The sequence below is a fragment of the Mesobacillus jeotgali genome (assembly GCF_031759225.1).
GTDB classification, from domain to species: domain Bacteria; phylum Bacillota; class Bacilli; order Bacillales; family Cytobacillaceae; genus Mesobacillus; species Mesobacillus jeotgali_B.
In genome coordinates, this window is sequence record NZ_CP134494.1 from 3,208,057 (window position 1) to 3,231,769 (window position 23,713).

The window sequence follows — 23,713 nt, forward strand, 5'->3', positions numbered from 1 at the left end:
CGCAATTTGCAGCTTGCTGGGTACTCTGCGCCGAACTCTTCAATTATTTTTCAATAGTCTTTTAGGATTACAAATATGGAGGGGATTCGACAGCCTTTACAACGATTGGAAATCATAATAAGACAAAACTATCATTTTTTTTCAGGAAAAAAATATCAATCGAATTATCCATACTTGAATGGTAAACTAATTCTATGTGTTCTAATAACAGCTCGGGAGGAATAACAGATGGGCTATATAATCACCAGTCTTATTGTCCTGGCCGTGCTTCTTTTCGTCCTTTCTTTCTTTTTAAAGGATCCTTACAAAGAATTGCGAGAAGAAATCGACCAGCTGACAATCCAACAAATCCAGGATCTATACCAAATTAAGAAAAAGCTTAAAGTATTGGAGGAAGAATTGCTTGTCAGTGATACAACTCTGGAAAAGCAATCCTCATTTCATACTGGCAAAAAGCAAATACACGAAATCATTAAAAACCAAGTCTGGTCACTTGCCCAGCAAGGGATGGATATAAACCAAATTGCAAAGCAATCATCTCTCACCAACCAGGAAGTCCAGGAAATCATTAATGAATTCGTTGATAAAGGACAGATCGTATGAATAAACGAACAGCTCAAGCATTCGCATTAGGACTTATTTTTGCAGCGATTTTTCTCTGGGCGGGCAGCAGCGTGATCGCCGAGAAAGAGCCGGAGAAGAAAGTTGGCGTTACAGACGCCAAGAAGATTCTTGAAGAAAAAGGCTATAAGGTGTTGAGCAGCGACGAATTCGCCAAGCTTAACGAGAAAAAAGCAGAAGTTGTAAAAGAAGAAAAACCGAAAGAAGAAGCACCTGCTGAAAAAGCAGAAGAAGTAAAGGAAGAAAAGAAGTTCACCCTCGTAATCGCCGGCGGTATGTCACCAGGTGATGTCGCGACGATGCTGGAAAGCCAGGGGATCATCGACGACGAAACAAAATTCGAGCGATTCCTGATTGACCAGGGTTACCACACAAAGGTACAAATCGGAAAATATGAATTGACTACTGGCCTGGATTATCACCAAATCGCGAAAATCATCACAAAGAACAGATAATGAATGAAGGCCCTCTTTTCGGAGGGTCTTTGTTTTTGTATTAAAAAAAGAGCAGGGATCCCCTGCTCCTTCATTCTTATTGATTAAGATCATATCTCTTCCCTTTTACGAGGTAAAAGACGTTTTCAGCGATATTTGTCACGTGGTCAGCTGCACGTTCAAGATAACGGCTAATAAATGACAACTGAGTGATTTGGGCCAACTGCTCTGGCTTCGATTGCGCAAGGCTTAACAGTTCCTTGATCGTCTGTCCGTACAGGTCATCTACCTGATCGTCCATCTGGGCAACCTGTCTTGCTTTTCCTAGATCCTCTTCGTTATAGGCCTCCAGAGATAGTTTCAGCATTTCAACAGATAACTGATGCATCTGTTTGATGTGCTCAATTGGCTTAACAAGCGGTTCTTTACCAATCCTGATTGTTGACTTGGCGATATTGACAGCAAAGTCCGCCATTCTCTCGATATCAGTCGCAATTTTGATTGCAACAATCAAACGTCTTAAATCTACAGCAACTGGCTGCTGTTTAGCAATCAATAAAATCGCAAAATCATTGATTTCTTCTTCCAGTATATTAGCTTCCGCATCATCTTCAAGAATTTTCAAAGCCAGTTCAATATCCTTATTTTCCAGAGCTTCGAGCGACTGGTTAAGTGCGGTGACCGCAAAGTTTCCGAGCTCCAGCAATTTTTCATGCAATGTCTTCAGATCTTCTTCAAACTTCCCTCTAACTACCATGCATCCTCATCCTTCCAATGAAATTTCAAGATAAAAAATCAACCGAATCGTCCAGTGATATAATCTTCAGTCCTCTTGTCTGATGGATTAGAAAAGATCTTATCCGTTTCGGCAAATTCAATGACTTCCCCATTCAGGAAGAATGCAGTCTTGTCAGAAATACGGGCAGCCTGCTGCATGTTATGTGTAACGATTATGATACTATAGTCTTTCTTCAATTCCTGTACCAGCTCCTCGACCTTCAAGGTGGAAATCGGGTCAAGTGCAGATGTAGGTTCATCCATCAGAATGACATCCGGTTCAATGGCCAGGGCACGCGCGATACAGATACGCTGCTGCTGTCCGCCAGACAAGCCGTAGGCATTCTGGTTCAAACGATCTTTTACATCATCCCAGATGGCAGCGCCTCTTAAGCTCTTTTCCACAATTTCATCAAGGATTTTCTTATCACGGATTCCATGGATCTTAGGTCCGTAAGCGATATTGTCATAAATGGATTTAGGGAACGGATTTGGTTTTTGGAACACCATACCGACACTTGTTCTCAAATCCTCAACCTGATAGGACTTTTCAAGGATATTTCGGCCTCTGTATAAAATCTCTCCGGAAATCTTAACCGTAGGGACCAACTCAACCATTCTGTTCAATGTTTTGATGTAGGTCGATTTACCACAGCCCGATGGTCCGATGATAGCTGTTACTTCATTCTCATTTATCGCCAGGTTAATGTTTTTCAACGCGTGACCTTCACCATACCACAAGTTAAGATCCTTTGTTTCATATACAACCTTTTGAGCATCTTCTTTCACCATGTTTGTATTTACAGTCGTCTTCGCCTTATCTGTTACTAATGACATAAGTTAAAACCTCCCAGACTAATATCTCTTTTGGAATTTATTACGGATTAAAATGGCAATTGAGTTCATCACAAACAAAACGAGCAACAGAATGACAATTGTTGCAGCTGCCAGGTTAGCATACTCAGCAACTAGTGCAGAGTCAATTGTCCAGTAATAAATTTGAACTGGCAATATCGTGAATTTATCAAAGATTCCGTCTGGAATAGGAATTAACAGTGCAGGAATGCCTATAACGACAAGTGGTGCAGTTTCCCCAATAGCACGTGACAGGGCAAGAATAACACCAGTAAGAATCCCAGGGAGTGCAGCTGGCAACACAACGTTCTTAATTGTCTGCCATTTAGTAGCGCCCATGCCATAAGATGCTTCCCGGAGGAATTGTGGTACAGCCCGAATCGCTTCCTGGCTTGCCACCACAACGACTGGCAGCACGAGCAATGCCATCGTCAAGCCGCCGGCCAATACGACTGATCCTAAATCCAGGGCCCTTGCAAACACAGTTAGACCAAGAATACCGAAAACCACGGAGGGAACCCCTGCCAGATTAGAGATGTTCGTCTTAATGAAAGAAGAAATACGGCCTTTTGTTGCATATTCTTCAAGATAAATCGCTGTTCCGATTCCAAGGAGCATTGTTACAGGAGCCACCACTACCATCAACCAGAGTGTTCCAGTGATCGCTCCCCATATACCGGCTCTTTCAGGGTCAGTCGATAGTCTATTCATCAGGAAGTCCATGTTAATCCATGGTAATCCATCTTTTAAAACACGGTAAATTAAGACAACCAAAACAATCAGGCCAAAAAGAGTGGCCAGCAGGAATAGTCCTTTTGCAAGGTTGTTTGCCAATAACCTGGAACCCATTTTTTTCTGGACTTGAGTTGAATCTACATATTTCATCTTAATATTCCTCCCTGAACTTGCGAGAGATATACTGAGCTACAAGGTTCATGATCAGTGTGAACACAAACAATGTCATCGCAACAGCATAAAGGCTGTAGTATAAAGTTGTACCAGCAGCCGCCTCGCCGCCAGTTACTTCAACAATATAAGCCGTCATTGTCTGCATCGATTGTGTAACATCGAAGGTGAAGTTCTTTGAGCTGCCGCTGGCAATCGCAACAATCATCGTTTCGCCAATCGCCCTAGAAATTCCAAGCACAAATGAGGCAATGATTCCTGAAATAGCTGCCGGGATGACAACTTTCCACGTTACCTCAAGCTTAGTGGCACCGAGAGCCAATGCACCTTCCCTCATCGCATTTGGCACTGAACTCATCGCATCCTCTGATAAAGAGGCAACCATCGGAATGATCATGATACCCATAACGATACCCGGGCTCAATATATTTGTTGGTTCAAGACCAGGAATAAATGATCTTAGCAGTGGTGTTACAAAAGTAAAAGCAAAGAAACCATAAACAATTGTCGGAATACCTGCCAAAATTTCAAGGATTGGCTTTAAAAACCTGCGAGTTTTCTCAGATGCATACTCACTCAGGAAAATCGCTGTCATCAGTCCAACCGGTATGGCTACAAGCATCGCAATTACAGTGGATATGAGTGTACCAGTAAGTAAAGGCAATACGCCAAATACAGCATTTTCACCGAGTGGCCTCAATTTAGTGCCTGTAAAGAAATCTATAAAAGGAACATCCTTAAAAAATGCGATCGTCTCGGTCAATAATGTAAGTACAATTCCAATTGTCGTAAAAACTGAGATTGCTGCAATACCAAATAATATTTTGGGTATTAATTTTTCAGTTGTATTGGTGATGCTCTTTGTCCTTTTCTTTTCCTGTATGAGTTCACGAACATTCAACTTTTGGCCGTGATCTCGGACAACACTTTTTGCCACGCGAATAACCCCTTTCATCCTTCTCATCCAAGGAAGAACTTTTCCTTATAGTACCCAAGGGTAAATAAAATAACATATTCACACGCAAGAAGATGAGAAGGTTAAACCTCTCATCTCCTCATTGCCCTGGTTTACTTCTTCAAGCCATTTAATGTATCAAGAGCAGCTTTTACATCTTCGTCAGATAATGGTGCGAAGCCAGTCTCTTTCGCAACATCCTGTGCATTGTTCATTGTGTAAATAGCATAGTCCAATACTTGAGGCTTTTCTTTCCCATTATTCACGTTTAGATATGTGAACACTGGACGAGTGAATGCAGCATAATCACCATCTTCTTTGATTGTGTCCAGAGATGGCTCTACAGGGCCATTGCCGAAATCCACTTTTACCGCAGAAAGCTTGTCTTGATTGCTTTCATAATAACCATAACCAAAGAAACCTATTGCATTCTTATCTTTAGAAACAAGGTCAACTAGAGTTGAGTAGTCTTGCTGAAGATTAATGTCTTCTGGAAGATCCTGTTCTTCAAGGATTGTTTCAAACATGAACTCGTATGTTCCATGGTTTTCATTTGGGCCATAGGTCTTGATTTCTTCATCCGGGAAGTCAGCACGGACATCAGACCATTTTTTCTTTCCTGCGCTTGCCAGGAATATATCTTTAACTTCTTGTTCAGTTAGTTCTGTAGCCCAATCATTGTCTTTATTGATAACGATCGTAATTCCGTCAAGAGCAACTTTCATTTCTTGTACTTCGATGCCGAGCTCTTCTGCTTTTGCTTTTTCCTCATCCTTAATCTGACGGGAAGCATTATTATAGTCTGTACCATCTTCAGCCAGGAATTTCTTGAAGCCAGCTGATGTTCCAGAGCGGCTTACTTCAACTGATACATTTTCTTGTTCGCCCATATAGTTTTCAGCCATACGTGCCATAAATGGATAAACTGTCCCAGAACCGTCGATGACCACGCTGCCTTCTAGCTCTTCACCGTTTCCACCTTCATTATCTCCACCACCACAAGCAGCAGTGAATACCATTAAAGCTGCCAGCATTAAAAACAGGCTCGTTTTTTTAAGACTCTTCATTCTTTAATTCCCCCTAAGAGATGTGGATGTTATGTCCTACATAAATAAGAATACTTTTTTTCTTTTAACGTTGTTTTAACTGAATGTAAAGGTTTTGTAAATTCGGGTGATTTTTTAAGTGATTCTGACGATTTATATTTACAAAGGCTTGTCCGGTTGCTGTTAGTATACCCAGCATGAATAAAAAAAACTGCCTCAAAAGAGACAGTTAAAATCATTCATTATTGTTCTGTTTCGTCTTCGATTTCCTCTAAAAGCTCTGTGCCTTCTTCTTTTTCTTCGATTTCCTGCACTGGCTGTTCAGGATTCATATTTCCTTCAAGTCGTTTCTTCTTCAACTCGAAATACGTATCAAGGACCCTGCGTCCGATATCGTTATTCGCATGATGCCCCTGATTTCCTTCATATGCCCATGGTACCATGACAGCCATGGCGATTTCCGGATTTTCAAATGGAGCATACGCAACCAGACTTAAGTTCATTACTTCGGGTGGCTGATCATAATTCTTTCTTTTTGGTCCATCATAATAAGCTTGCGCAGTGCCCGTTTTGCCGGCCGGTTTGTAATCGGCCGTATAAAATGCTCCGTAGGCTGTACCGCCACGTTCTTGCATAACCCTTCTGAAACCCTCCTGGACTCTATCAAACCATTCTGGTTTGCCATCGACCTTATTCAGGATGACGGGTTCGAATTCATTCAGCACCGGACCCACTTCATTATTTTTCATAACAGGCTCCCTGATTTCTTTGACGATCCTTGGCTGAAGCCTATTTCCTCCATTGGCAATCGTTGAAACATATTGTGCCAATTGCAGGTTTGTATACGTATCATACTGGCCGATTGCAAAGTCAAGCAAAAGACCTGGTCCCGTATCTCCGCCCTTGAAACCGACCATTTCATTTGGCAGGTCTATTCCTGTCCTTGTGCCAAGGCCAAATTGGCTGAAATAATTCCTCATCGTATCAAAGGCCTCTGGCTCAAGATACAGCGGTTGATCATATTTATAGTTCCCTTTGCCGATATTGATCGCAGTCCTGAACATGTATACGTTCGATGACACCTTTAGGGCATTGCGGTCATCAAGTGTACCCAGGCCAGCTTTCCATGATTTTTTCGGATTCGTGCCTGCAATTTTAATTGGTGTATCGTAAAACTGTGTACCCGGACTGATTGCCCCAGTATTGAATCCTGTTAAAATCGTTGCTCCTTTAACAGCGGATCCAACATTATAGGAAGTTGTAAAATTTCCGCTAGCAAAATCCTGCATCACTGTTTTGCCTGTATCTTCATCCTTAACGATCTGCTTACCAGCCAGCGTTAAGACCTCACCTGTATTAGGGTCCATTAATACAACAAATGCCCTGTCCAGAAGGCCTGTTCTAGGCTGCTGCTTAGCATTCGCCAATTCTTCTTCAATGATTTTCTCAACAGCAAGCTGAAGGTCCATATCGATCGTCAGCACAAGGTCCTTGCCTCGCTGTCCGTCCGTAATCACTTGTGTGTCAAGAACGTTTCCGCCTTTGTCGGTGATGTTTTTCACCTTTGCTTTCTGTCCGTGCAGCACATCCTCGTATTGCTGCTCGATATAGCTTAGACCCACTCTATCATTCCTGCTGTATCCGCGAGCCAGATAATACTCGAGCTTTTCTTTCGGGAGACCCTTCTCGGAGTCACTTACTTTTCCTAAAATGGATTTCAGCGTTTTATCATAGCTATATTGGCGCTCCCAGTCCGTTGTTGTGTCAACGCCTGGCAGCATTTCGAGATTCTCACTGACAATAGCGAACTCCTCAGGTGTTACATCCTTTTTGACAATTTGCGGAGATAGTGCGTATCCGCTCATCATCTCACGTAAAATAGCGAGAATCTCCAGGTCATCCTTCGTTAGTTCATTCAACTCTTTTTCCGTTATTCGATCGAGCTGGAGATTATAAATTGCTTTATCATCCAGTTTCTTTTCATCATACTCTGCCCATTCTTTTTCTTTGATTTTTTCTCGGGCACGCTCTTCATTCCTTAAAATCCAGTAATCCTTTTTATCCCGCTCCCTGACTTTCTTTAAGTCATCCTCGGAATCCTTTGATATTAATTTTGCCAGTCGTTCTGCTACCAGCAGCATCTCCTTTGTATCAGTGCTCTGGCTCTTTGTAAACGTTATTGCCTTACTAGGCGTATTATCAACAATCGGCTTCATGTTCCGGTCATACATCTTCCCTCTAGGAACAGGACTGTTCACGGTCACATCTTCCGTTCGCTCTATTTCCCGTTTGAAATCCTCACCATAAACAATTTGAACAATGCCAAGCCTTAAAATCAGCATTGAAAATAAAACAAAAACCGCGAAAAAAACCATATTCAGCCTGAATGGCACATGCGTCTTTTTTTTCTTTTTGTTCAAGCCTCTCCCACCTCTTCAGTCTGTATGTCCAAAAATATGCACTATAGATTATTTTATCGAAAATGGATGTCTTTTTCTATCAATAAACTGTCTCAGAAATATTTTCCATTAATAAGAACAAAAAGCGCAGGCGCCACGTTCAGCCCCGACAAGCGCTGGAGGGCCTGACAGTGAAGCCGTTCTTTGACTTCATTGGCAGGACCAAAGCGACTCGAGGGGCTAGGCGCTGGAGCTGGATTATGAAAACAACATAAAGTTCTCCACAACTCAATAACTTTACAAATTACTGTTTTTCATAAAAAAACCGGGAGTCATCCCGGTTATGCTGGAGCTTTCAATTGGATCTTTCTGATGAAAAGGTAAATCAATGTATGGCCGCTCCCAAGAATGACAAGGAGGATCGGTATTGCCTGCTCTTCATTGAAAATGCGAATCGAAGCCAGAAATAATAAAATAGAAGTAACTCGGCCAAGATTCAAGAATAATTCGCGGACAACTATATATTCGATTCTCATTTCAGCCGCCTTCCAGCCGCGCCCTATAACATCATAGGTCATAGAAGCATACGGGACGAGAAGCAATGGATAAGCGACTGCAATCAGAGCCGCATACAGCAACAGACGGAAATAGGTGACCTGGAAAACGATCAGGAATATGGCGAGGAAAAGAATGATACCTCCAACAAGGATTGCTTTTTTCCTGTATTCCTTTTTCAGCATTCTTGAGACAAAATAGTAGGCAAGAAATGAAATCCCCGAATTGATCAGACCATAAGTGCCTAACGCCATTTCACTATCTGTGGCAATGAATACAAAGACCGATACAATGAAGACAAATACACCTTCTCTCAAACCTTGGAAAAAATGAGCATTCGTAACCATTCGCCAATTTTTATCATGCTTTCTTTCAGCTATGATTCGCTGAAACCAGTACTTCCCGTGTGCTGGCCTGCGCTTAAGGAAGAAACTTAGCAATACAGCGATTGAAAACAGTCCAAGCGAAAGTCCAAATACTACTGTATAGCCGGTCAACTTTTCAAGCCTTGAGATGATAAATCCTGCAGCTACCGGTCCAATCATGCCGCCGACTGAACCTAGGATGCCAAGAAAACCATTAAAGAAATCTCTAGTCTCCGGTTCAGTGATTTCAAAAGTGAGGACATTGTAGGCCAGCCAATAGAAACCATACCCTATCCCGAGCAGCACCCCTAATAGCAGCAAAAATTCGGAGGCTTTTGTGCCAACAAGCAAAACTGTTACATAAAACAACGCCAGAAAGATGACACCGATTCTGAGTACTATCACCCTGTCGACTTTCTTAGCCCACCTTCCAGCAAGTATAAAAGTGAGCGGCTGGGCCACGACAATCGATAAATTATACATTGCGAGATCCGCCAGTTCACCTGATTGCTTCCATAAGTAAATGTTAACAAAGGTATTCGAAAGGGCAATGCTCAATGAGTATAATCCCCCAATAATCAATAGGAGCGATAAATCCTTTGTCAGTTCAATGTCTCCTAATAATCTGTTTACTTTGCTCATGATCGACTCCCCTTTTCTCTTGGGTAGTTTCTAACAAAGTAAAGGGGGTTATTCAGTTTTTCCGACAGTCTTTAAGGACATGAAAAAGAGAGGCAGCAATAATCGCAGCCTCTCTTGATTCAAACATTATTACTTTGCAGAAGCATAACGCTTGCTAACTTCTTCCCAGTTAACAACGTTCCAGAATGCACCGATGTATTCTGGTCTTCTGTTTTGATAGTTAAGGTAGTATGCATGCTCCCAAACATCAAGTCCAAGGATTGGAGTCTTGCCTTCCATTAATGGAGAGTCCTGGTTTGGAGTGCTAGTTACTTCAAGCTCTCCGTTGTTAACAACAAGCCAAGCCCAGCCTGATCCGAAACGAGTAGTTGCAGCTTTAGAGAATTCCTCTTTGAATCCTTCGAAGCCGCCAAACTTGGAGTTGATTGCTTCAGCTAATTCTCCAGTAGGCTCGCCGCCTCCGTTTGGAGAAATCACTTGCCAGAATAAAGAGTGGTTCGCATGTCCGCCTCCGTTGTTGCGAACTGCAGTGCGTGCAGCTTCAGGAACCGCATCAAGGTTAGAAACGACTTCTTCAACAGATTTAGAAAGAAGCTCTTCGTTTCCTTCCAAAGCGTTGTTAAGGTTTGTCACATAAGTGTTGTGGTGCTTCGTGTGGTGGATATTCATTGTTTCTTTGTCGATGTGTGGCTCAAGTGCATCATATGCGTAAGGTAATTGTGGTAATTCAAATGCCATTTTTAACATCCTCCTATGTATCGTGTTTCACTTTTTGAACAAATCTATCTTACAATTCAGTAATTAGAATTGTTCTAAAAGTGCTTCTTGTTTAGATTACCAAAGAACGGTAATCGTTTCAAATAAAATGCTTTATAGAACGAATTTAATATCCCCTTTCCTTCGAAGATTATGCCTTTTATTTTCATTGGCATCCTAACCAATGAAAATGTGGTCTTTCATTTTCTCCGTGAGAGTGTGCAATCCTCTTTCCTGTTAAAGTTTCAGAAAATCGTCAATATTGCCCAAAAGCCGTACTGTCAACGATATAAGTCGCATCTCTAAGTTTTTTATCCCATTTATTCCCAATACACCATTGACACAGTAACAACAATTCTTTTAAATCAAAAGTATAGAAAGGTTTAATAAGGAGACGACCTTGATGGACAAAAATATATCATTATACAGCTTAATTTTGCAGAACTTCATTGACCGGGAAACAATCCAAAAAATCAAGCCAGACACGATACTTTTTCAGGAGGATGAGCAAGTAGAGAATGTTTATGTCATCTTGAGCGGAAGTGTTTCGGTGGGCCGTATCCATATGAAAGGAAAGGAATTCATTCTGAAAATCCTGAATGGCGAAGAAATGATCATAGAATATGAGCTGTTCAAACATAATCCGCGTTATCATTTTTCAGCCAAGACTCTTACAGAATGCGAAATCCTCATGATTAAAAGAGAGCAATTCGAGGAATTCATCACCAATGATAGAACTGCTATGAATGCAATGGTCAACTGGCTCAGTACCAGGTATCTCAAAGCCCAGATGAAGTGCCAGGATCTGATCATGAACGGAAAAAAAGGCGGTTTGTACTCCATTCTGATAAGACTGTGCAACAGTTATGGCGTAATGACAGACGAAGGCATCCTGATCGATTTGCCCCTCACCCATCAGGAGCTGGCGAATCTCACATATGGAACCCGCGAAGTAATCCAAAGGATGCTCAAGGAATTACGCGAAAAAGACATCATCGCTTACGATCAGCTTAAATTTACAGTAAAAAACCTCGCCTATTTAAAAAGAGAAGTCGATTGCCAGAACTGCTCCTTCGAAATTTGCGGGCTTAACTAAAAAATTGCCACATTAGCATAATGATACGTTCTTAATTGTTACCTTATAGGATACTAGGCTGCCTCATAAGGGTATGATTAGCCATTTATTGTTACCTTATAGGATACTAAGCTGCCTCATAAGGGCATGATTAGCCTTTAATTGTTACCTTATAGGATGATATGCTGCCTCATAAGGGTATGATAAGCCCTTTATAGTTACCTTATGGGATGCTATGCTGACTCATAAGGGTATGATTAGCCATTTATTGTTACCTTATGGGGGATGCTATCCTGACGCAAAAGCGTATGGTAACCCTTTTTAAACCATCCTAATAGGAAGTCGTAACTCCTGCATAAAGGTATATAAAAAAATCGTGCAGTTGCAGCACGATTTTTTTATATAAGTATGAAGAAATAAACAATCATGATGGTCATGATGATTCCTTTTGTGACTACACTGCTTACAAAACCCACTACAGAACCGAAGCCGACTTTAATCGCCTCATTCAGATTCTTTTTATTCACGAGCAATTCCGCAAGTGCAGCTCCTAAAAATGGACCGACGAGGATACCGAGGACGGGAATGACAAATGGACCAACCAATAGACCGATTGTGCTTCCCCACATGCCTGCCTTGCTGCCGCCGTATTTTTTTACACCAATGATGTTGGCAATATAATCAGCTCCAAACAGCAAAGCCACAAAGAGCCCTTGAATTGACCAGAATAACCAGTTAAAAGGCTCGAATGAAAAGAACAAGCCGTAAAGGATAAAACCGCCTAACATTAAAAGAACACCAGGCAAGATAGGCACTACCAAACTTGCAAAAGCTCCAACGAATAAAGTTCCAATGATTATCCAATAAACAAACTCCATTAAATCCATCCTTTTCGATTGTGAAATAAAAATAAGCAAAGGTTTCCCTTTGCTTATTTTACCACTATTTCTGTTCGCCTAAAACGTACTCAGCAATGTTTACTGCATGGTCACCGATTCGCTCCAGGTTGCTGACGATGTCAACGAAAACAATCCCAGCCTGTCCTGTACACTGGCCTTCGTTCATGCGAAGGATGTGCTGTTTTCTAAGCGTACGTTCCATTCTGTCAATCTCATCTTCTTTAGTGACAACGGCTCTGGCAGCATCAAAATTCTTCTGATCCAATGCCTGAAGTGCCTCTTCAACTGTACTTACAGTCAGGTTGAACATTACTTCGAGATCTTCCATTGCTGTATTAGTCATTTTTACTTTATTCGCCTGCTGGTACTCAATCAGTTCTACAATATTTTCGAAGTGATCTCCGATTCTTTCAATATCTCGAACAGTGTCCATCAGCATACTATGCTCTTCTGATTCATGCTCTGATAAAGAGCTTGTTGACAGATCTACTAGATAATCTGTAATTTTCCTATCAAGATTATTGATAGCTTCTTCCAATTGTATAGCATTATTGGAATGCTTTGTATTTTTTGTTTTTAAGAATTCATTCGTTTCTTCAAGTCCTTTTAACGCGAACTTACCCATACGCAGGACTTCTTCCTTTGCCTGGCCAAGAGCAATAGATGGAGATTGCTCAATAAAAACAGGGTCAAGGTGCTGAGCCTTATAATCAACGATCGAATCTTCACCAGGGATCAGCTTTGTTACAATCAAGGCAAGCACTGCAACAAATGGAAGCTGGATCAGTGTATTAGTAGAGTTAAAAATCCCATGTGCAAAGGCAATAGTCATTTCAGGATTCAGTGAAAGATTATCCCTAATAATCTCAATCAACATCGTAAAGGGCTTCAATAAAATTAAAAAGATAGTTGTACCTATCAAGTTGAATAATACATGTGTTGCAGCTGCTCTTTTTGCTGCTACAGAAGTGCCAATTGCAGCAAGGACTGCAGTAATAGTGGTTCCAATATTATCTCCAAATAAAACTGGCAGCGCTCCATTAAGGTTGATTAGATTTTCAGCATGCAATCCCTGAAGAATTCCAATCGTTGCACTTGAACTTTGTACGATTACTGTGAAAAGGGTCCCGATTACTACTCCAAGTATCGGGTTTGAGCTAAGTTCCACTGTCAAATCATGGAATGATTCTAGATTTCTAAGCGGCTTCATCCCTCCGCTCATCAATTCCAAACCATAGAATAAGGCACCAAAACCGAACACAATTTGTCCCACATTATGCACCTTTTTATTTTTAAAGAAGAACAAAAGAATAGAACCAACTGCAATGATTGGCAAAGAATATTCTCCAACATCAATACCGATGATAAACGCAGTAATTGTTGTACCGATGTTTGCGCCCATGATTACCCCGATCGCCTGGCGCAGCGTCATGAAACCTGCACTAACAAGTCCTACCGTAATGACCGTGGTGGCAGAACTACTTTGAACCAATACAGTAACAATAAGTCCCGCTAAAACACCCATGATAGGATTGGTCGTAAAGCGGTCAAGGACATCACGTAAACGATCCCCAGCAGACTTCTGCAAACCATCACCCATAAATTTAATGCCGTATAAGAAGATACCAAGTCCACCAAAGAACTCAAACAGCATTTCTTGTAAATTCAATTCCATTTTTTCAACCCCTAGATTTATTTCGACAAACATCTACAAACATGATTATTATGAAGGAAATATTAAGGAAAAGTAAACTATTTGAGCTGTGAATTTACAATACCTTAACATTTCTTCGTTATGTTACAAAGATGTTACGAAACAAATTTAAAATGGTTGTTATTCAGCGGCTTCAAAAGCTAAAATAGTGAGAGTATCTCTATTAAAGGACGTGTAACTATGAATATTTTCACACAAATCGCAAAAAGCATATATTCCCCCAAGGTAATAACGGAATCAAGATTCCAGGGAATTGGCAAAACCATCTTATTCGTCTTCTTGCTAACACTTATTTCTATCTTTCCTGTTGTCTATTATATGTCTGTTGGAATCTCAGAAGCTGTAGGCTCGGTAAAGCAATCAATCCAAGAAGACCTTCCCTCCTTCAAAATAGAAGAGGGTGTACTGCAATCCGACCTTAAAGCACCTTTAACCATCAAGAATGGAAATTTCACGTTAATTTTTGACCCCACCGGTGCAATTGATCAAGGTGAGTTGACTGGGATGAATGCGAATGTTGCAATGCTTAAGGAAGAAATCGTTCTTGCTGCCGGCGGAGAAACCAATGCTGTTCCTTACTCTCTGTTCTCTAGTGAAATGATGACAAAGGATGACCTCATTTCGCTTGTCGATACAGCTGAATCTTCCCTTCCCGTGTTGCTCGGCTTATTGTTTATTGTCGTCTATGTTTTTTCAAGCGGGATGAAATTCATTGAGGTATCTTTACTAGCACTATTTGGTCTTCTTTTAAAAAACCTTGCTGGCAGAAAGCTGCAATACAGACATCTATGGAGAATGGCCGCATATAGTACAACACTCCCTACCATATTTTTTACGATTATGGCATTTTTAAAAACAGAAGTGCCCTTCAGTTTCTCTGTCAATTGGTTTGTTGCTTCCATGATGCTGCTATTAGCCATTAAAGAAATACCAGCAAAGAACCCTACGGAAAGTTAAAAATGCGCCTCTGGCGCATTTTTTTGTTTATGCCTTTGTATATGCTTTTCTCTCTTTCACCCCTTATTCACCTTCATAAACAAAGGGTTTTCCCGCACCTGATTGTGGCGGCGTAATTGCGCTAACGAAATGAGCCTACCAATGAAGTCTCTCAACTAGAATGCCTCCTACTTTTCCAATTTTCTCTTTAAAAACTTTCATTTTTTCTATCAAAAGGTTCTGAACTCTATTTCAGCTTCATAAATATTGATATAAGCAATAAAGGAGGAAGGCTCCTATGAAAAAACTGGCAGGTTTATTTCTTTTCTTGATCATAGCTTACGCAGTCTACAATGATTTAAGTATAGGGACACTTCCAGCGGCAAAAATGCAGGATTCTGAAATAACGACAACACAAAAGGCAGAGAAGGCAGAAGTACAGACCACACAGGAGATACCTTTTTTTGAGCATGAAGTGCTGCCTGGTGATACGGTTCTATCTGTAATTGACAGTTATTTGGACAGTCCACTTGACGTCCCCGTCTCACAAGCGGTGGAGGATTTCAAAAAGCTAAACAATGGAACAGATCCCCAAAAAATCAAGTTCGGAAACATCTATAAATTCCCGGACTACAGCAGCCAAAATTAGCAAAGGCTAACAATTGAAGTCTTTCCTTGTCAATTTGAGCAAAAGATTGATAAAATGGGGTTATGCAACTTTAGGAACATTTTCATGAATTCCATTTTTCAAAGGAGCGAATCACTGTTGAGTGAAATTATACATCGTACCAAAACCCGCCCAATTAAGGTAGGGAATTTAACCATTGGAGGCAACAATGAAGTTGTCATCCAGAGTATGACGACAACCAAGACGCATGATGTTGAAGCGACCGTCGCTGAAATCAAGCGCCTTGAAGAAGCGGGCTGCCAGATTGTCCGTGTTGCATGTCCGGACGAAAGAGCAGCAAATGCTATATCTGAAATCAAAAAAAGAATTAACATACCTCTTGTTGTAGATATCCATTTTGATTACCGCCTTGCGCTTAAAGCGATTGAGGGCGGAGCTGATAAAATCAGGATCAATCCTGGAAATATCGGCAAGCGGGAGAAGGTAGAGGCTGTCGTAAAGGCGGCAAAAGAGCGTGGTATTCCGATTCGAATCGGTGTAAACGCAGGCTCTCTTGAAAGAAGGATCCTCGAAAAATATGGCTACCCTACAGCGGATGGCATGGTAGAAAGTGCCTTGCACCATATTAAAATCCTTGAGGACCTTGACTTCCACAATATCATCGTGTCAATGAAGGCTTCTGATGTAAACCTGGCGATTGAAGCATATGAAAAAGCAGCAAAGGCTTTTGATTATCCGCTTCATCTGGGGATCACGGAGTCAGGGACTTTATTCGCAGGAACTGTGAAAAGTGCTGCTGGCCTTGGAGCGATTCTCAGCAAAGGAATCGGAAACACTGTCAGGGTATCATTAAGCGCTGATCCAGTGGAGGAAGTCAAGGTAGCGAGAGAATTGTTAAAGTCATTCGGCCTTGCAGCCAATGCTGCAACATTGATTTCTTGCCCGACATGCGGACGAATTGAAATCGATTTGATCAGCATTGCCAATGAAGTGGAAGAGTATATCTCAAAGATTAAGGCGCCGATCAAGGTAGCCGTCCTTGGATGTGCTGTTAACGGCCCAGGCGAAGCACGTGAAGCCGATATCGGCATTGCAGGAGCAAGAGGAGAGGGACTTCTTTTCAGAAAAGGAGAGATTGTCCGTAAAGTGCCTGAAGAAACAATGGTTGAAGAACTTAAGAAGGAAATCGATAAAATTGCTGAGGAAAAGATCCGTGAAGCTGCTCTCCAGCAATAAACAAACAAAATGCCCGGGAAATCAATCCCCGGGCATTTTTTTGTTGGCACTCTATATTCACCGTCAGAAGAACGGCAAGATAAAGATGCCGACTAAGATTGAAATTGTCCCGATCCCAATGGCCCAGGTTCCGATAGAGGAGCCTCTTCTGCGAGCCATGAAACCAAGGACAATTCCTGCTGCTCCAAAAAGAACAGGTAAAATAAACAGCGACAAGATCGATAGAGCAAGAGCTGAGTATGCGAGCCCTCGTCCTCCAGTTGTACTTTCCTCTTCTGACCTTCTGGTAATCGCAGGTGGGGCAGGAGCAGCAATTTCGGCAGCTGTTTCTTCCTGGTATTGTCCAGGCCGGGCAATGGCTGTCATCTCCTGATAGTGCTCATCACGGCCAGGTCCAGCGATTGCCGTCATTTCCTGATAGTGTTCCTCGCGTTCAGGTCCAGCTATCGCGGTCATCTCCTGGTAATGCTCATCACGTGCAGGAGAGTACAGTTCTGTTGCTGTTTCTTCCTGGTATATTTCATCACGCGCATCCCTGATCGTGATGACATCCTGCTTAGGTTCAGTGATATATTCGGTACCTCTCTGTTTTCGTTCTTGGTCTGCCACTTTAATCCCTCGCTTTCTTAAGTGGAGCATTTATTATTGTTTACGAGGAGCGAGGATTTCATCATGGCAATGTTTGACTAAATGTTGAGAAAGTAAATCTTTTGTGGACTATCCATCTTTGGTAAGATGAAAGAAAGAAGAATGTTTAAGGAGAAGATTGATGAAAAAACGTTTTGGCATAGATATTGACGGTACAGTCACTTGTCCCACTACATTTGTACCTTATTTAAATGAAGGATTCGATTTGAATATTACACTGGATGATATCAAGCAATATGATTTTATGCCCCTGGTATCAGTTTCCGAAAAAGAATTCGCAGCCTGGTTCAAAAAAATGGAACCTGTCATTTATTCTAAATCTCCGTTAGCAGAAGGAGCCAAAGATATTTTAAAGAGCTGGGAGAATGAGCATGAACTATATTTTATCAGTGCAAGAGGCAGACATTTACTCGACCTGACGAAAGAATGGTTCAGCGCCAATGAACTTAAATATCATGACATCCACCTGATTGGCTCACATGATAAAATCGAGGCAGCCCGCAAATACGAAGTGGATATATTCTTCGAAGATAAACACGATAATGCAGTCAACCTTCATGAAGAATTAAGTATCCCCGTTATCCTTTTCAACACTCCTTATAACCAGGAACCGATTCCTGATGGAGTAATTCGCGTCAATAACTGGCAGGAAGCAAATGAATGGGTGGAATATTGGTATAAAAATAGTTAAAACGGCCATTTGCATGGCCGTTTTTTAATATTTCTTACTAATGAGTTATTGTACGCAATCAGGGCATCGTCCATATATTTCGAACTTATGTCCAGATATATCATAGCCTTTGAAGCTTGACTCGATATTCCTCATTGGACAGGTTTCGATTTCCTTCGTTTTGCCGCAGTCAAGACAAATGAAGTGGTGATGATGCTCTTTATGTGAGCAGGTGAAGCGGAAATGCTTTTCACCAGATAGCTCTGTCATTTCGAGGATTCCCAGTTCGGCAAAAACGCTTAAATTGCGGTAGATGGTATCGAAGCTAAGGCCTGGATAATTTCCCTTCATCTGTTCAAGTACATCACGAGCAGTCAAATATTTGTCATTATCCGAGAACAGCTGGAGCATATCCTCACGTTTACCGGTATGTTTGTAACCCTGTTCCTTCAACAGGTTCATTGCTTCATTCACATTCATGAAATCACCCCATTAAATGGATCTTGTTGCTGCACGTTTTTTTAGCCAAATCGCCAGCACAAGGATGAGTACTGCTATCATCACAATCGTTCCGCCTGGAGCAAGGTCCAGATAATATGACAGGAACAAGCCACCCAATACTGATACCTCACCAAATAGGATGGAGTAGAAAATGGTTTGCTTGAAGCCCTTCGCGAAACGGATGCTCGCAGCAACTGGCAGTGTCATCAGGGAAGAGACCAGCAAGATACCCACAATTCTCATTGATGCGGCAATCACCAATGCCACCATGACGATGAAAATAAAGTGAAGGGTCTTTGCGGCAATTCCTGTTGCCCTCGCATATTCCTCATCAAATGATAATAGGAAAAGTTCTTTATACAATAATACAACAAGCGCTATGACCAGGATGCTGATAATGAGGATTGTCCATAGATCAGCCCTGCTTACTGCGCTCACGCTGCCGAATAAATAACTGAACAAATCTGTATTGAAGCCATCAGCTAGCGAAATGAATATAACCCCAAGCCCGATTCCCCCGGACAGGATGATAGGGATTGCTAATTCCTGGTAATGTTTATATACTGAACGCAGCTTTTCAATGAACAATGAGCCGCCGACTGAGAAAGCCATCCCCATGTAGAGCGGGTTCAGGCCACTGAACATCATGAATTTTTTCTCGAGCAGCAGACTCGCTGCGATTCCCGCCAATGTAACATGACTAAGGGCATCAGCTATAAGCGAAAGCCTTCTGACTACGATAAAGACACCGAGAAGCGGAGCAATGATTCCAATGATCATACCTGTCAAAAAAGCATTCTGCAAAAATTCATATTGCAACAATCCGCTAATCATGAAGGTGCCCTCCTCCGTGATGGTGGTGATCATGTGTCAAAACATGGACATCATGGCCATAAATCTCTGAAACCTCATTAATTTTCAGCTGTTCGAATTCTTCAGCGCTTCCGTGGAAATGCATGTTTTTATTCAGACAGGCTACATTAGTGACCTTTTCTGAGATTGCACCTATATCATGAGTGACCAATAGCAAAGTGATCCCTTTTTCTTTATTGAGTATTTCGAGCATTCCGTAAAAAGAGTTGACGTTCTGAACGTCTACACCTACCGTTGGTTCATCCAAAATCAGCAATTCAGGTTCACTAACCAGCGCCCTTGCAATGAACACACGTTGCTGCTGGCCGCCAGATAGCTCTCCAATATTCCTGTCAAAAAATTTCGCCATCCCCACTGACTCGATAGCTTGATTTATTCTTGCATGATCACTTTTCTTTAAAAAGTTGAAAAGACCCAGCTTCTTCGTCAGTCCACTGGCCACGACCTCAAAAACAGTAGCAGGGAAGCCTGTGTTGAAAGAATTGGCCTTCTGGGAAACGAAGCCGATTTTATGCTGGTCCTTAAATTTGCTGATATCATGTCCAAACAGGGAGATCGTGCCTTGCTGCGGCTTGATCAGTCCCAGCATCAGCTTAAGCAGTGTCGACTTGCCCGAACCATTGGGACCGACAATCGCTAAAAAACTTCCCTTTTGAATAGACAGATTTATATTTTCAAGAACATTTTCTTTATCATAACGATAATAAAGATCCTGTACCTGGACGATGTAATTATTAGAGTCCATTTTTATCACCCGAAAAATAAGAATCATTCCGATTTACCTTTAGTAGTATATCTCTTACAGACCATATTGTAAACAAAAGAACTCAAGAAAATTGTCACGAATCCCGAATTGGGCACATACCCTACTATGAAGGAGTGATGATCTTTGGCTATTTTTGAAAATATCATTAATCACAAAATAGGCAATATTACGGCTGATGAACTGCTGAAGTATGCAAAGCAATTCAACATCTCCATAACCAGGCCACAAGCAGAGAAAATCGCCGGATACCTAAAAGGCAAAAAAGTGAACATCTTTATTGATTCAGAAAGAACCGCCCTGATCAAACAAATTGCCAGAATCACCAGCCCTGAAACAGCAAAAGAAGTCAACAAGCTGTTTGTTAAATTCACTAAATAAGACATGTGAGGCTGACTCAAAAGGTTGAATAAATTCGACCTGAGAGTCGCCTCTTTTACTTTTTATCTAATTTATGGGTTTGGATTTGATGGATTTATAAGGAAAGAGGGATATTCCTCCCCTTAGTTACCCTAATTTATGTTCGCTTTCCTTGTTGGCTGCCCACTTCAAAAGATTGTGTGCAGCGCAAATAAGACCCCAATCCGTGGTATTTTTGGAGAGGCCTCTTAACCCAAATCTTTTAAACCCTCGATTGTGTTTAATCTGCCCAAATACTGGCTCGACATCTATTTTTCTCTGCCTGTATCTTTGGCTTCCTTCTTCCGCAGCCAAGCGTTCCCGAACTTCTTTTCGTTGTTGTTGGTTTTTCACTGAGACCTGTACGGTCTTTGTATTTTTGTCTTTGGCACAGGTTGTTTGGAATGGACAGTTCATACAATCGGTACAGCGGTACGTGCGCTTCACGGAATCGTAACCGTTGTCGGACTTTCTTTGACTCTCATACTGGAAAACCAGGCGTTTTCCGTTTGCACAAATCCATTCATCTAGCTCTTCGTCATACTCCATATTTTCAACTCGGCCAATTTGTTCCTTCCATGCCTTTGTCTGTTCCTTGTCAAAAGTATTGTATTTAATGTACGCTTCTATTTCCTGTTCTTCACAATGTGCATAGTTCTCTTCGCTTCCATAACCAGAGTCGGCAATAACGGCCTTTGGCTTCGGGCGGTTATGTTTTTCCAAAAGTTCAAGATGGGGAATCATGCATCCAGGATCTCCAGCCCGTTGATGGAGGCTGAAGTTGGTGATGAACTGATTTTCTGTTCCAATCTGAACATTATATCCAGGCTTTAACTGCCCGTTCATCATGTGGTCCTCTTTCATTCGCATAAAAGTGGCATCGGTATCCGTCTTAGAAAAGCTGTTTCTCTCTCCAAAAGTCTGTTTCTGAAGTTCATACTTCTGCTTTCGAGGTAGAAGGTCTTTTTCCAGTTGGCGCTTTGCCTTCTTTAAAGGTTTGTTTTTTGGATCCTGTTCCAGTCTCTCTTCCAGCTTTTTAATGGTTTCTTCAATTTTTGCAGAAGAGATGGGTGTCTCTTCGAGCTTTTCCTGAAAATCTTGTTCCCTTTCTGCTTCTTCATCTTCTTTGGTGATTTGTTCAATCCCAAAGACAATCTGGCGGAATTTCTCGTCCAACTTTTTATCGTATTTTTCAGTGGACTTCTTCCAAACAAAAGTATACTTGTTGGCGTTTGCCTCCAATTTGGTCCCATCCAGGAAATAGTCTTCTAGCTTCACAAGTCCTTCCTCCCGAAGGAGGTCGACTATGGAAAAGAACGTCTCATAGATGACATCTTTCATGCGTTCGGAACGGAAACGGTTGATGGTACGAAAATCAGGCTTCTGTTCGCCGGAGAGCCACATGAACATAATATTCTCTGTTAGCTGTTTCGCGATTTGTCGAGAGGAATAAATACGGTTGGCATATGCATAAAGAATGACTTTTAACATCATTTGAGGATGGTAAGGCGGCCGTCCTCCACCAGGATAAAGAGAGAGAAAGATATTGGGGTTCATCTGGTCGACGGCAAAATCAATCAATCGAACAAGGTGCTGTTGAGGAATCAAAACTTGAATGTCCATTGGAAGGGTCAATTGGTTTGTGTTATAATTTTTATACAAGAAAATCTCTCCTTTTGTATAGTTGGTTGTGGTGACTTAATTATAACAAAAGAGGTTTTTCTTGTATTTTTTTGCACAAAAAATGAATTTAGAAACCTGAGTTGATTGGAGTGGAAGGCGCGTAGACTCCTGCGGGCGCAGCTGGTCAGGTGAGACCCCGCAAGAGCGAAGCGATGAGGAGGCTCAGCGCCAGCCCCGCGGAAAGCGAAGCGCCTGGAACGGAAATCAACGGACCATTTTTACAAGTAGTCTCAAAAATAAAGAGGGTGCCCAAAAGTTTATACTTTTGGGACACCCTCACTTTTTTCTTTCAGTAGCGCGTTTTTGTTCATCATCACCCCTATGACGGACACTTTGATCCTTTTAAGAAACATTTTTTGTCCGTCATCTCCTAATTGATGTTTTCATCAAACCAGGCATGTCAATTTGCTCGCACCCTTTATTAAACAAATCAAAGCTGTGGAATAATCCACAGCTTTGATTTCATTCAATTAACTATTCCTGATGAGTTCAAGCAGGTTCTCATCGAATTGTTTGCTTCTCAGCATATCGATTTCATGTTTGTAAGGCGCTTTTTTATTGTTCTTGTCCTCACCGACATATGGGGTTTCGAGAATTTTAGGTACATGTGTCAATTGCGGATGGTGGACAATGTAGTTTAATGCGTCAAAGCCGATATGTCCGAATCCGATATTTTCATGACGGTCTTTCCTCATGCCGACTTCATTTTTACTGTCATTGATATGAAGCACCTTCAATCGGTCCAGACCGATGATCTTATCGAATTCATTCAGGACTCCATCAAAATCTTCAACGACTGGATATCCGGCATCATGTGTATGGCAAGTATCGAAGCAGACGGACAGCTTATCATTATGGGTGACGCCCTCCATGATCATCGCTAGTTCTTCGAAGGACTTTCCGCACTCTGACCCTTTTCCTGCCATCGTTTCAAGTGCGATCTGAACTTTATCATCGCTTGTCAGGACCTCATTCAGTCCCTCGATGATTTTCTTAATGCCCTCTTCAGTTCCTGCCCCAACATGTGCACCTGGATGCAGCACGATTTGCTTGGCTCCAATTGCTTCTGTGCGATCGATTTCGCTCCGCAGGAACCTTACACCTAAATCAAAGGTATCCGGATTCTGTGTGTTCCCAATGTTGATGATATAAGGAGCATGGACGACGATTTCATGGATGCCGTTCTGCTCCATATGCAGGCGGCCTGCTTCTATATTCAGGTCCTCAATCTTTTTTCTTCTTGTATTCTGAGGTGCCCCGGTATAGATCATGAAAGTGTTTGCTCCATAAGATACAGCTTCCTCACTGGCTGCCAGCAACATTTTTTTACCGCTCATGGAAACGTGTGAGCCAATTAACATCTTGATCTCTCCCTAA

General features: G+C 41.7%; 24 protein-coding genes. 8 read left to right on the forward strand and 16 right to left on the reverse strand.

Annotation, left to right across the window (positions count from 1 at the left end):
• The first annotated feature begins 228 nt into the window (after positions 1–228).
• Positions 229–603: a hypothetical protein gene (locus RH061_RS16205; RefSeq protein WP_311071693.1), complete on the forward strand. Its 375-nt coding sequence runs from the start codon at positions 229–231 to the stop codon at positions 601–603.
• Positions 600–1,076 (forward strand): hypothetical protein, encoded by a 477-nt coding sequence (locus RH061_RS16210; protein WP_311071694.1) that lies wholly within the window; start codon positions 600–602, stop codon positions 1,074–1,076. The genes RH061_RS16205 and RH061_RS16210 overlap by 4 nt, the downstream gene beginning before the upstream one ends.
• 76 nt (positions 1,077–1,152) lie before the next feature.
• Here the strand turns inward: RH061_RS16210 and phoU are convergent, their stop codons facing one another.
• From phoU to RH061_RS16250, 8 genes are all read right to left on the reverse strand, one after another.
• On the reverse strand, positions 1,153–1,812 hold the full coding sequence (gene phoU / locus RH061_RS16215; RefSeq protein WP_311071695.1) for a phosphate signaling complex protein PhoU: 660 nt from the start codon (positions 1,810–1,812) through the stop codon (positions 1,153–1,155).
• Positions 1,813–1,850: 38 nt separating this feature from the next.
• Positions 1,851–2,624, reverse strand: coding sequence for a phosphate ABC transporter ATP-binding protein PstB (gene pstB / locus RH061_RS16220; RefSeq protein WP_225649973.1), 774 nt, complete (start codon positions 2,622–2,624; stop codon positions 1,851–1,853).
• 63 nt (positions 2,625–2,687) lie between these two features.
• Positions 2,688–3,572, reverse strand: coding sequence for a phosphate ABC transporter permease PstA (pstA, locus tag RH061_RS16225; RefSeq protein WP_311071697.1), 885 nt, complete (start codon positions 3,570–3,572; stop codon positions 2,688–2,690).
• Between the two features lies 1 nt (position 3,573).
• Positions 3,574–4,548 (reverse strand): phosphate ABC transporter permease subunit PstC, encoded by a 975-nt coding sequence (pstC, locus tag RH061_RS16230; protein WP_311071699.1) that lies wholly within the window; start codon positions 4,546–4,548, stop codon positions 3,574–3,576.
• 113 nt (positions 4,549–4,661) lie between these two features.
• A complete protein-coding gene (locus RH061_RS16235) occupies positions 4,662–5,615 on the reverse strand; it encodes a PstS family phosphate ABC transporter substrate-binding protein (RefSeq protein ID WP_311071701.1) in 954 nt (317 codons plus the stop codon).
• Positions 5,616–5,836: 221 nt separating this feature from the next.
• The gene (locus tag RH061_RS16240; protein ID WP_311071703.1) at positions 5,837–8,014 is read right to left on the reverse strand and encodes a peptidoglycan D,D-transpeptidase FtsI family protein; all 2,178 of its coding nucleotides are present in this window, start codon (positions 8,012–8,014) and stop codon (positions 5,837–5,839) included.
• 320 nt (positions 8,015–8,334) lie between these two features.
• The gene (locus RH061_RS16245; protein ID WP_311071705.1) at positions 8,335–9,555 is read right to left on the reverse strand and encodes an MFS transporter; all 1,221 of its coding nucleotides are present in this window, start codon (positions 9,553–9,555) and stop codon (positions 8,335–8,337) included.
• 129 nt (positions 9,556–9,684) lie between these two features.
• Entirely contained in the window at positions 9,685–10,293 is a 609-nt protein-coding gene (locus tag RH061_RS16250; protein ID WP_311071706.1) for a superoxide dismutase, read from the reverse strand.
• A gap of 421 nt (positions 10,294–10,714) precedes the next feature.
• On the opposite strand from RH061_RS16250, the gene RH061_RS16255 reads away from it, so the two are divergent.
• Positions 10,715–11,407, forward strand: coding sequence for a Crp/Fnr family transcriptional regulator (locus tag RH061_RS16255; protein ID WP_311071708.1), 693 nt, complete (start codon positions 10,715–10,717; stop codon positions 11,405–11,407).
• 377 nt (positions 11,408–11,784) lie between these two features.
• Here the strand turns inward: RH061_RS16255 and RH061_RS16260 are convergent, their stop codons facing one another.
• Together RH061_RS16260 and RH061_RS16265 are read right to left on the reverse strand one after the other, a co-directional pair.
• On the reverse strand, positions 11,785–12,264 hold the full coding sequence (locus tag RH061_RS16260; RefSeq protein WP_311071710.1) for a DUF456 domain-containing protein: 480 nt from the start codon (positions 12,262–12,264) through the stop codon (positions 11,785–11,787).
• A 64-nt stretch (positions 12,265–12,328) separates the two neighbouring features.
• Positions 12,329–13,960, reverse strand: coding sequence for a Na/Pi cotransporter family protein (locus RH061_RS16265; RefSeq protein WP_311071712.1), 1,632 nt, complete (start codon positions 13,958–13,960; stop codon positions 12,329–12,331).
• Between the two features lie 219 nt (positions 13,961–14,179).
• Between RH061_RS16265 and RH061_RS16270 the strand changes: the two genes are divergently transcribed.
• The 3 genes from RH061_RS16270 to ispG all read left to right on the forward strand — a co-directional run bounded on the left by RH061_RS16270 (position 14,180) and on the right by ispG (position 16,799).
• Positions 14,180–14,956 carry a DUF1189 domain-containing protein gene (locus RH061_RS16270; protein ID WP_311071714.1) on the forward strand — a complete coding sequence of 259 codons (777 nt, stop codon included), beginning with the start codon at positions 14,180–14,182 and terminating at the stop codon, positions 14,954–14,956.
• Positions 14,957–15,233: 277 nt separating this feature from the next.
• Positions 15,234–15,584, forward strand: a complete 351-nt coding sequence (locus RH061_RS16275; protein WP_311071716.1) for a hypothetical protein — start codon at positions 15,234–15,236, stop codon at positions 15,582–15,584.
• Between the two features lie 126 nt (positions 15,585–15,710).
• Positions 15,711–16,799: a flavodoxin-dependent (E)-4-hydroxy-3-methylbut-2-enyl-diphosphate synthase gene (ispG, locus tag RH061_RS16280; RefSeq protein WP_226646815.1), complete on the forward strand. Its 1,089-nt coding sequence runs from the start codon at positions 15,711–15,713 to the stop codon at positions 16,797–16,799.
• Between the two features lie 63 nt (positions 16,800–16,862).
• Here ispG and RH061_RS23100 read toward each other — a convergent pair whose 3' ends face one another.
• A complete protein-coding gene (locus RH061_RS23100; RefSeq protein WP_396654898.1) occupies positions 16,863–17,165 on the reverse strand; it encodes a hypothetical protein in 303 nt (100 codons plus the stop codon).
• Positions 17,166–17,568: 403 nt separating this feature from the next.
• On the opposite strand from RH061_RS23100, the gene RH061_RS16290 reads away from it, so the two are divergent.
• The gene (locus RH061_RS16290) at positions 17,569–18,138 is read left to right on the forward strand and encodes a 5' nucleotidase, NT5C type (protein WP_311071720.1); all 570 of its coding nucleotides are present in this window, start codon (positions 17,569–17,571) and stop codon (positions 18,136–18,138) included.
• Between the two features lie 45 nt (positions 18,139–18,183).
• On the opposite strand, the gene RH061_RS16295 is transcribed toward RH061_RS16290, so the two are convergent.
• From RH061_RS16295 to RH061_RS16305, 3 genes are read right to left on the reverse strand one after another with little or no spacing between them, the layout of a single operon-like run.
• Complete coding sequence (locus RH061_RS16295; RefSeq protein ID WP_311071722.1) at positions 18,184–18,597, reverse strand: zinc uptake transcriptional repressor Zur; 414 nt, start codon at positions 18,595–18,597, stop codon at positions 18,184–18,186.
• Between the two features lie 12 nt (positions 18,598–18,609).
• The gene (locus tag RH061_RS16300) at positions 18,610–19,452 is read right to left on the reverse strand and encodes a metal ABC transporter permease (protein ID WP_311071723.1); all 843 of its coding nucleotides are present in this window, start codon (positions 19,450–19,452) and stop codon (positions 18,610–18,612) included.
• Positions 19,445–20,236, reverse strand: coding sequence for a metal ABC transporter ATP-binding protein (locus RH061_RS16305; protein WP_311071724.1), 792 nt, complete (start codon positions 20,234–20,236; stop codon positions 19,445–19,447). Before RH061_RS16305 ends, RH061_RS16300 begins: the two co-directional genes overlap by 8 nt.
• Before the next feature lie 144 nt (positions 20,237–20,380).
• On the opposite strand from RH061_RS16305, the gene RH061_RS16310 reads away from it, so the two are divergent.
• Positions 20,381–20,635, forward strand: coding sequence for a DUF2624 domain-containing protein (locus tag RH061_RS16310; RefSeq protein ID WP_102263613.1), 255 nt, complete (start codon positions 20,381–20,383; stop codon positions 20,633–20,635).
• 126 nt (positions 20,636–20,761) lie between these two features.
• Here the strand turns inward: RH061_RS16310 and RH061_RS16315 are convergent, their stop codons facing one another.
• Positions 20,762–22,315, reverse strand: a complete 1,554-nt coding sequence (locus RH061_RS16315) for an IS1182 family transposase (protein WP_311071725.1) — start codon at positions 22,313–22,315, stop codon at positions 20,762–20,764.
• 491 nt (positions 22,316–22,806) lie between these two features.
• Positions 22,807–23,697: a deoxyribonuclease IV gene (locus tag RH061_RS16320; RefSeq protein WP_311071726.1), complete on the reverse strand. Its 891-nt coding sequence runs from the start codon at positions 23,695–23,697 to the stop codon at positions 22,807–22,809.
• Positions 23,698–23,713 lie beyond the last annotated feature (16 nt).

Excerpts from the sequence above, each read along its gene's own strand:
- RH061_RS16205 (WP_311071693.1), top strand. The coding sequence starts at position 229 with ATGGGCTATATAATCACCAGTCTTATTGTCCTGGCCGTGCTTCTTTTC.
- RH061_RS16210 (WP_311071694.1), top strand. The coding sequence starts at position 600 with ATGAATAAACGAACAGCTCAAGCATTCGCATTAGGACTTATTTTTGCA.
- phoU (WP_311071695.1), bottom strand. The coding sequence starts at position 1,812 with ATGGTAGTTAGAGGGAAGTTTGAAGAAGATCTGAAGACATTGCATGAA.
- pstB (WP_225649973.1), bottom strand. The coding sequence starts at position 2,624 with ATGGTGAAAGAAGATGCTCAAAAGGTTGTATATGAAACAAAGGATCTT.
- pstA (WP_311071697.1), bottom strand. The coding sequence starts at position 3,572 with ATGAAATATGTAGATTCAACTCAAGTCCAGAAAAAAATGGGTTCCAGG.
- pstC (WP_311071699.1), bottom strand. The coding sequence starts at position 4,548 with ATGAAAGGGGTTATTCGCGTGGCAAAAAGTGTTGTCCGAGATCACGGC.
- RH061_RS16235 (WP_311071701.1), bottom strand. The coding sequence starts at position 5,615 with ATGAAGAGTCTTAAAAAAACGAGCCTGTTTTTAATGCTGGCAGCTTTA.
- RH061_RS16245 (WP_311071705.1), bottom strand. The coding sequence starts at position 9,555 with ATGAGCAAAGTAAACAGATTATTAGGAGACATTGAACTGACAAAGGAT.
- RH061_RS16250 (WP_311071706.1), bottom strand. The coding sequence starts at position 10,293 with ATGGCATTTGAATTACCACAATTACCTTACGCATATGATGCACTTGAG.
- RH061_RS16255 (WP_311071708.1), top strand. The coding sequence starts at position 10,715 with ATGGACAAAAATATATCATTATACAGCTTAATTTTGCAGAACTTCATT.
- RH061_RS16260 (WP_311071710.1), bottom strand. The coding sequence starts at position 12,264 with ATGGAGTTTGTTTATTGGATAATCATTGGAACTTTATTCGTTGGAGCT.
- RH061_RS16265 (WP_311071712.1), bottom strand. The coding sequence starts at position 13,960 with ATGGAATTGAATTTACAAGAAATGCTGTTTGAGTTCTTTGGTGGACTT.
- RH061_RS16270 (WP_311071714.1), top strand. The coding sequence starts at position 14,180 with ATGAATATTTTCACACAAATCGCAAAAAGCATATATTCCCCCAAGGTA.
- RH061_RS16275 (WP_311071716.1), top strand. The coding sequence starts at position 15,234 with ATGAAAAAACTGGCAGGTTTATTTCTTTTCTTGATCATAGCTTACGCA.
- RH061_RS23100 (WP_396654898.1), bottom strand. The coding sequence starts at position 17,165 with ATGACAGCCATTGCCCGGCCTGGACAATACCAGGAAGAAACAGCTGCC.
- RH061_RS16290 (WP_311071720.1), top strand. The coding sequence starts at position 17,569 with ATGAAAAAACGTTTTGGCATAGATATTGACGGTACAGTCACTTGTCCC.
- RH061_RS16295 (WP_311071722.1), bottom strand. The coding sequence starts at position 18,597 with ATGAATGTGAATGAAGCAATGAACCTGTTGAAGGAACAGGGTTACAAA.
- RH061_RS16300 (WP_311071723.1), bottom strand. The coding sequence starts at position 19,452 with ATGATTAGCGGATTGTTGCAATATGAATTTTTGCAGAATGCTTTTTTG.
- RH061_RS16305 (WP_311071724.1), bottom strand. The coding sequence starts at position 20,236 with ATGGACTCTAATAATTACATCGTCCAGGTACAGGATCTTTATTATCGT.
- RH061_RS16320 (WP_311071726.1), bottom strand. The coding sequence starts at position 23,697 with ATGTTAATTGGCTCACACGTTTCCATGAGCGGTAAAAAAATGTTGCTG.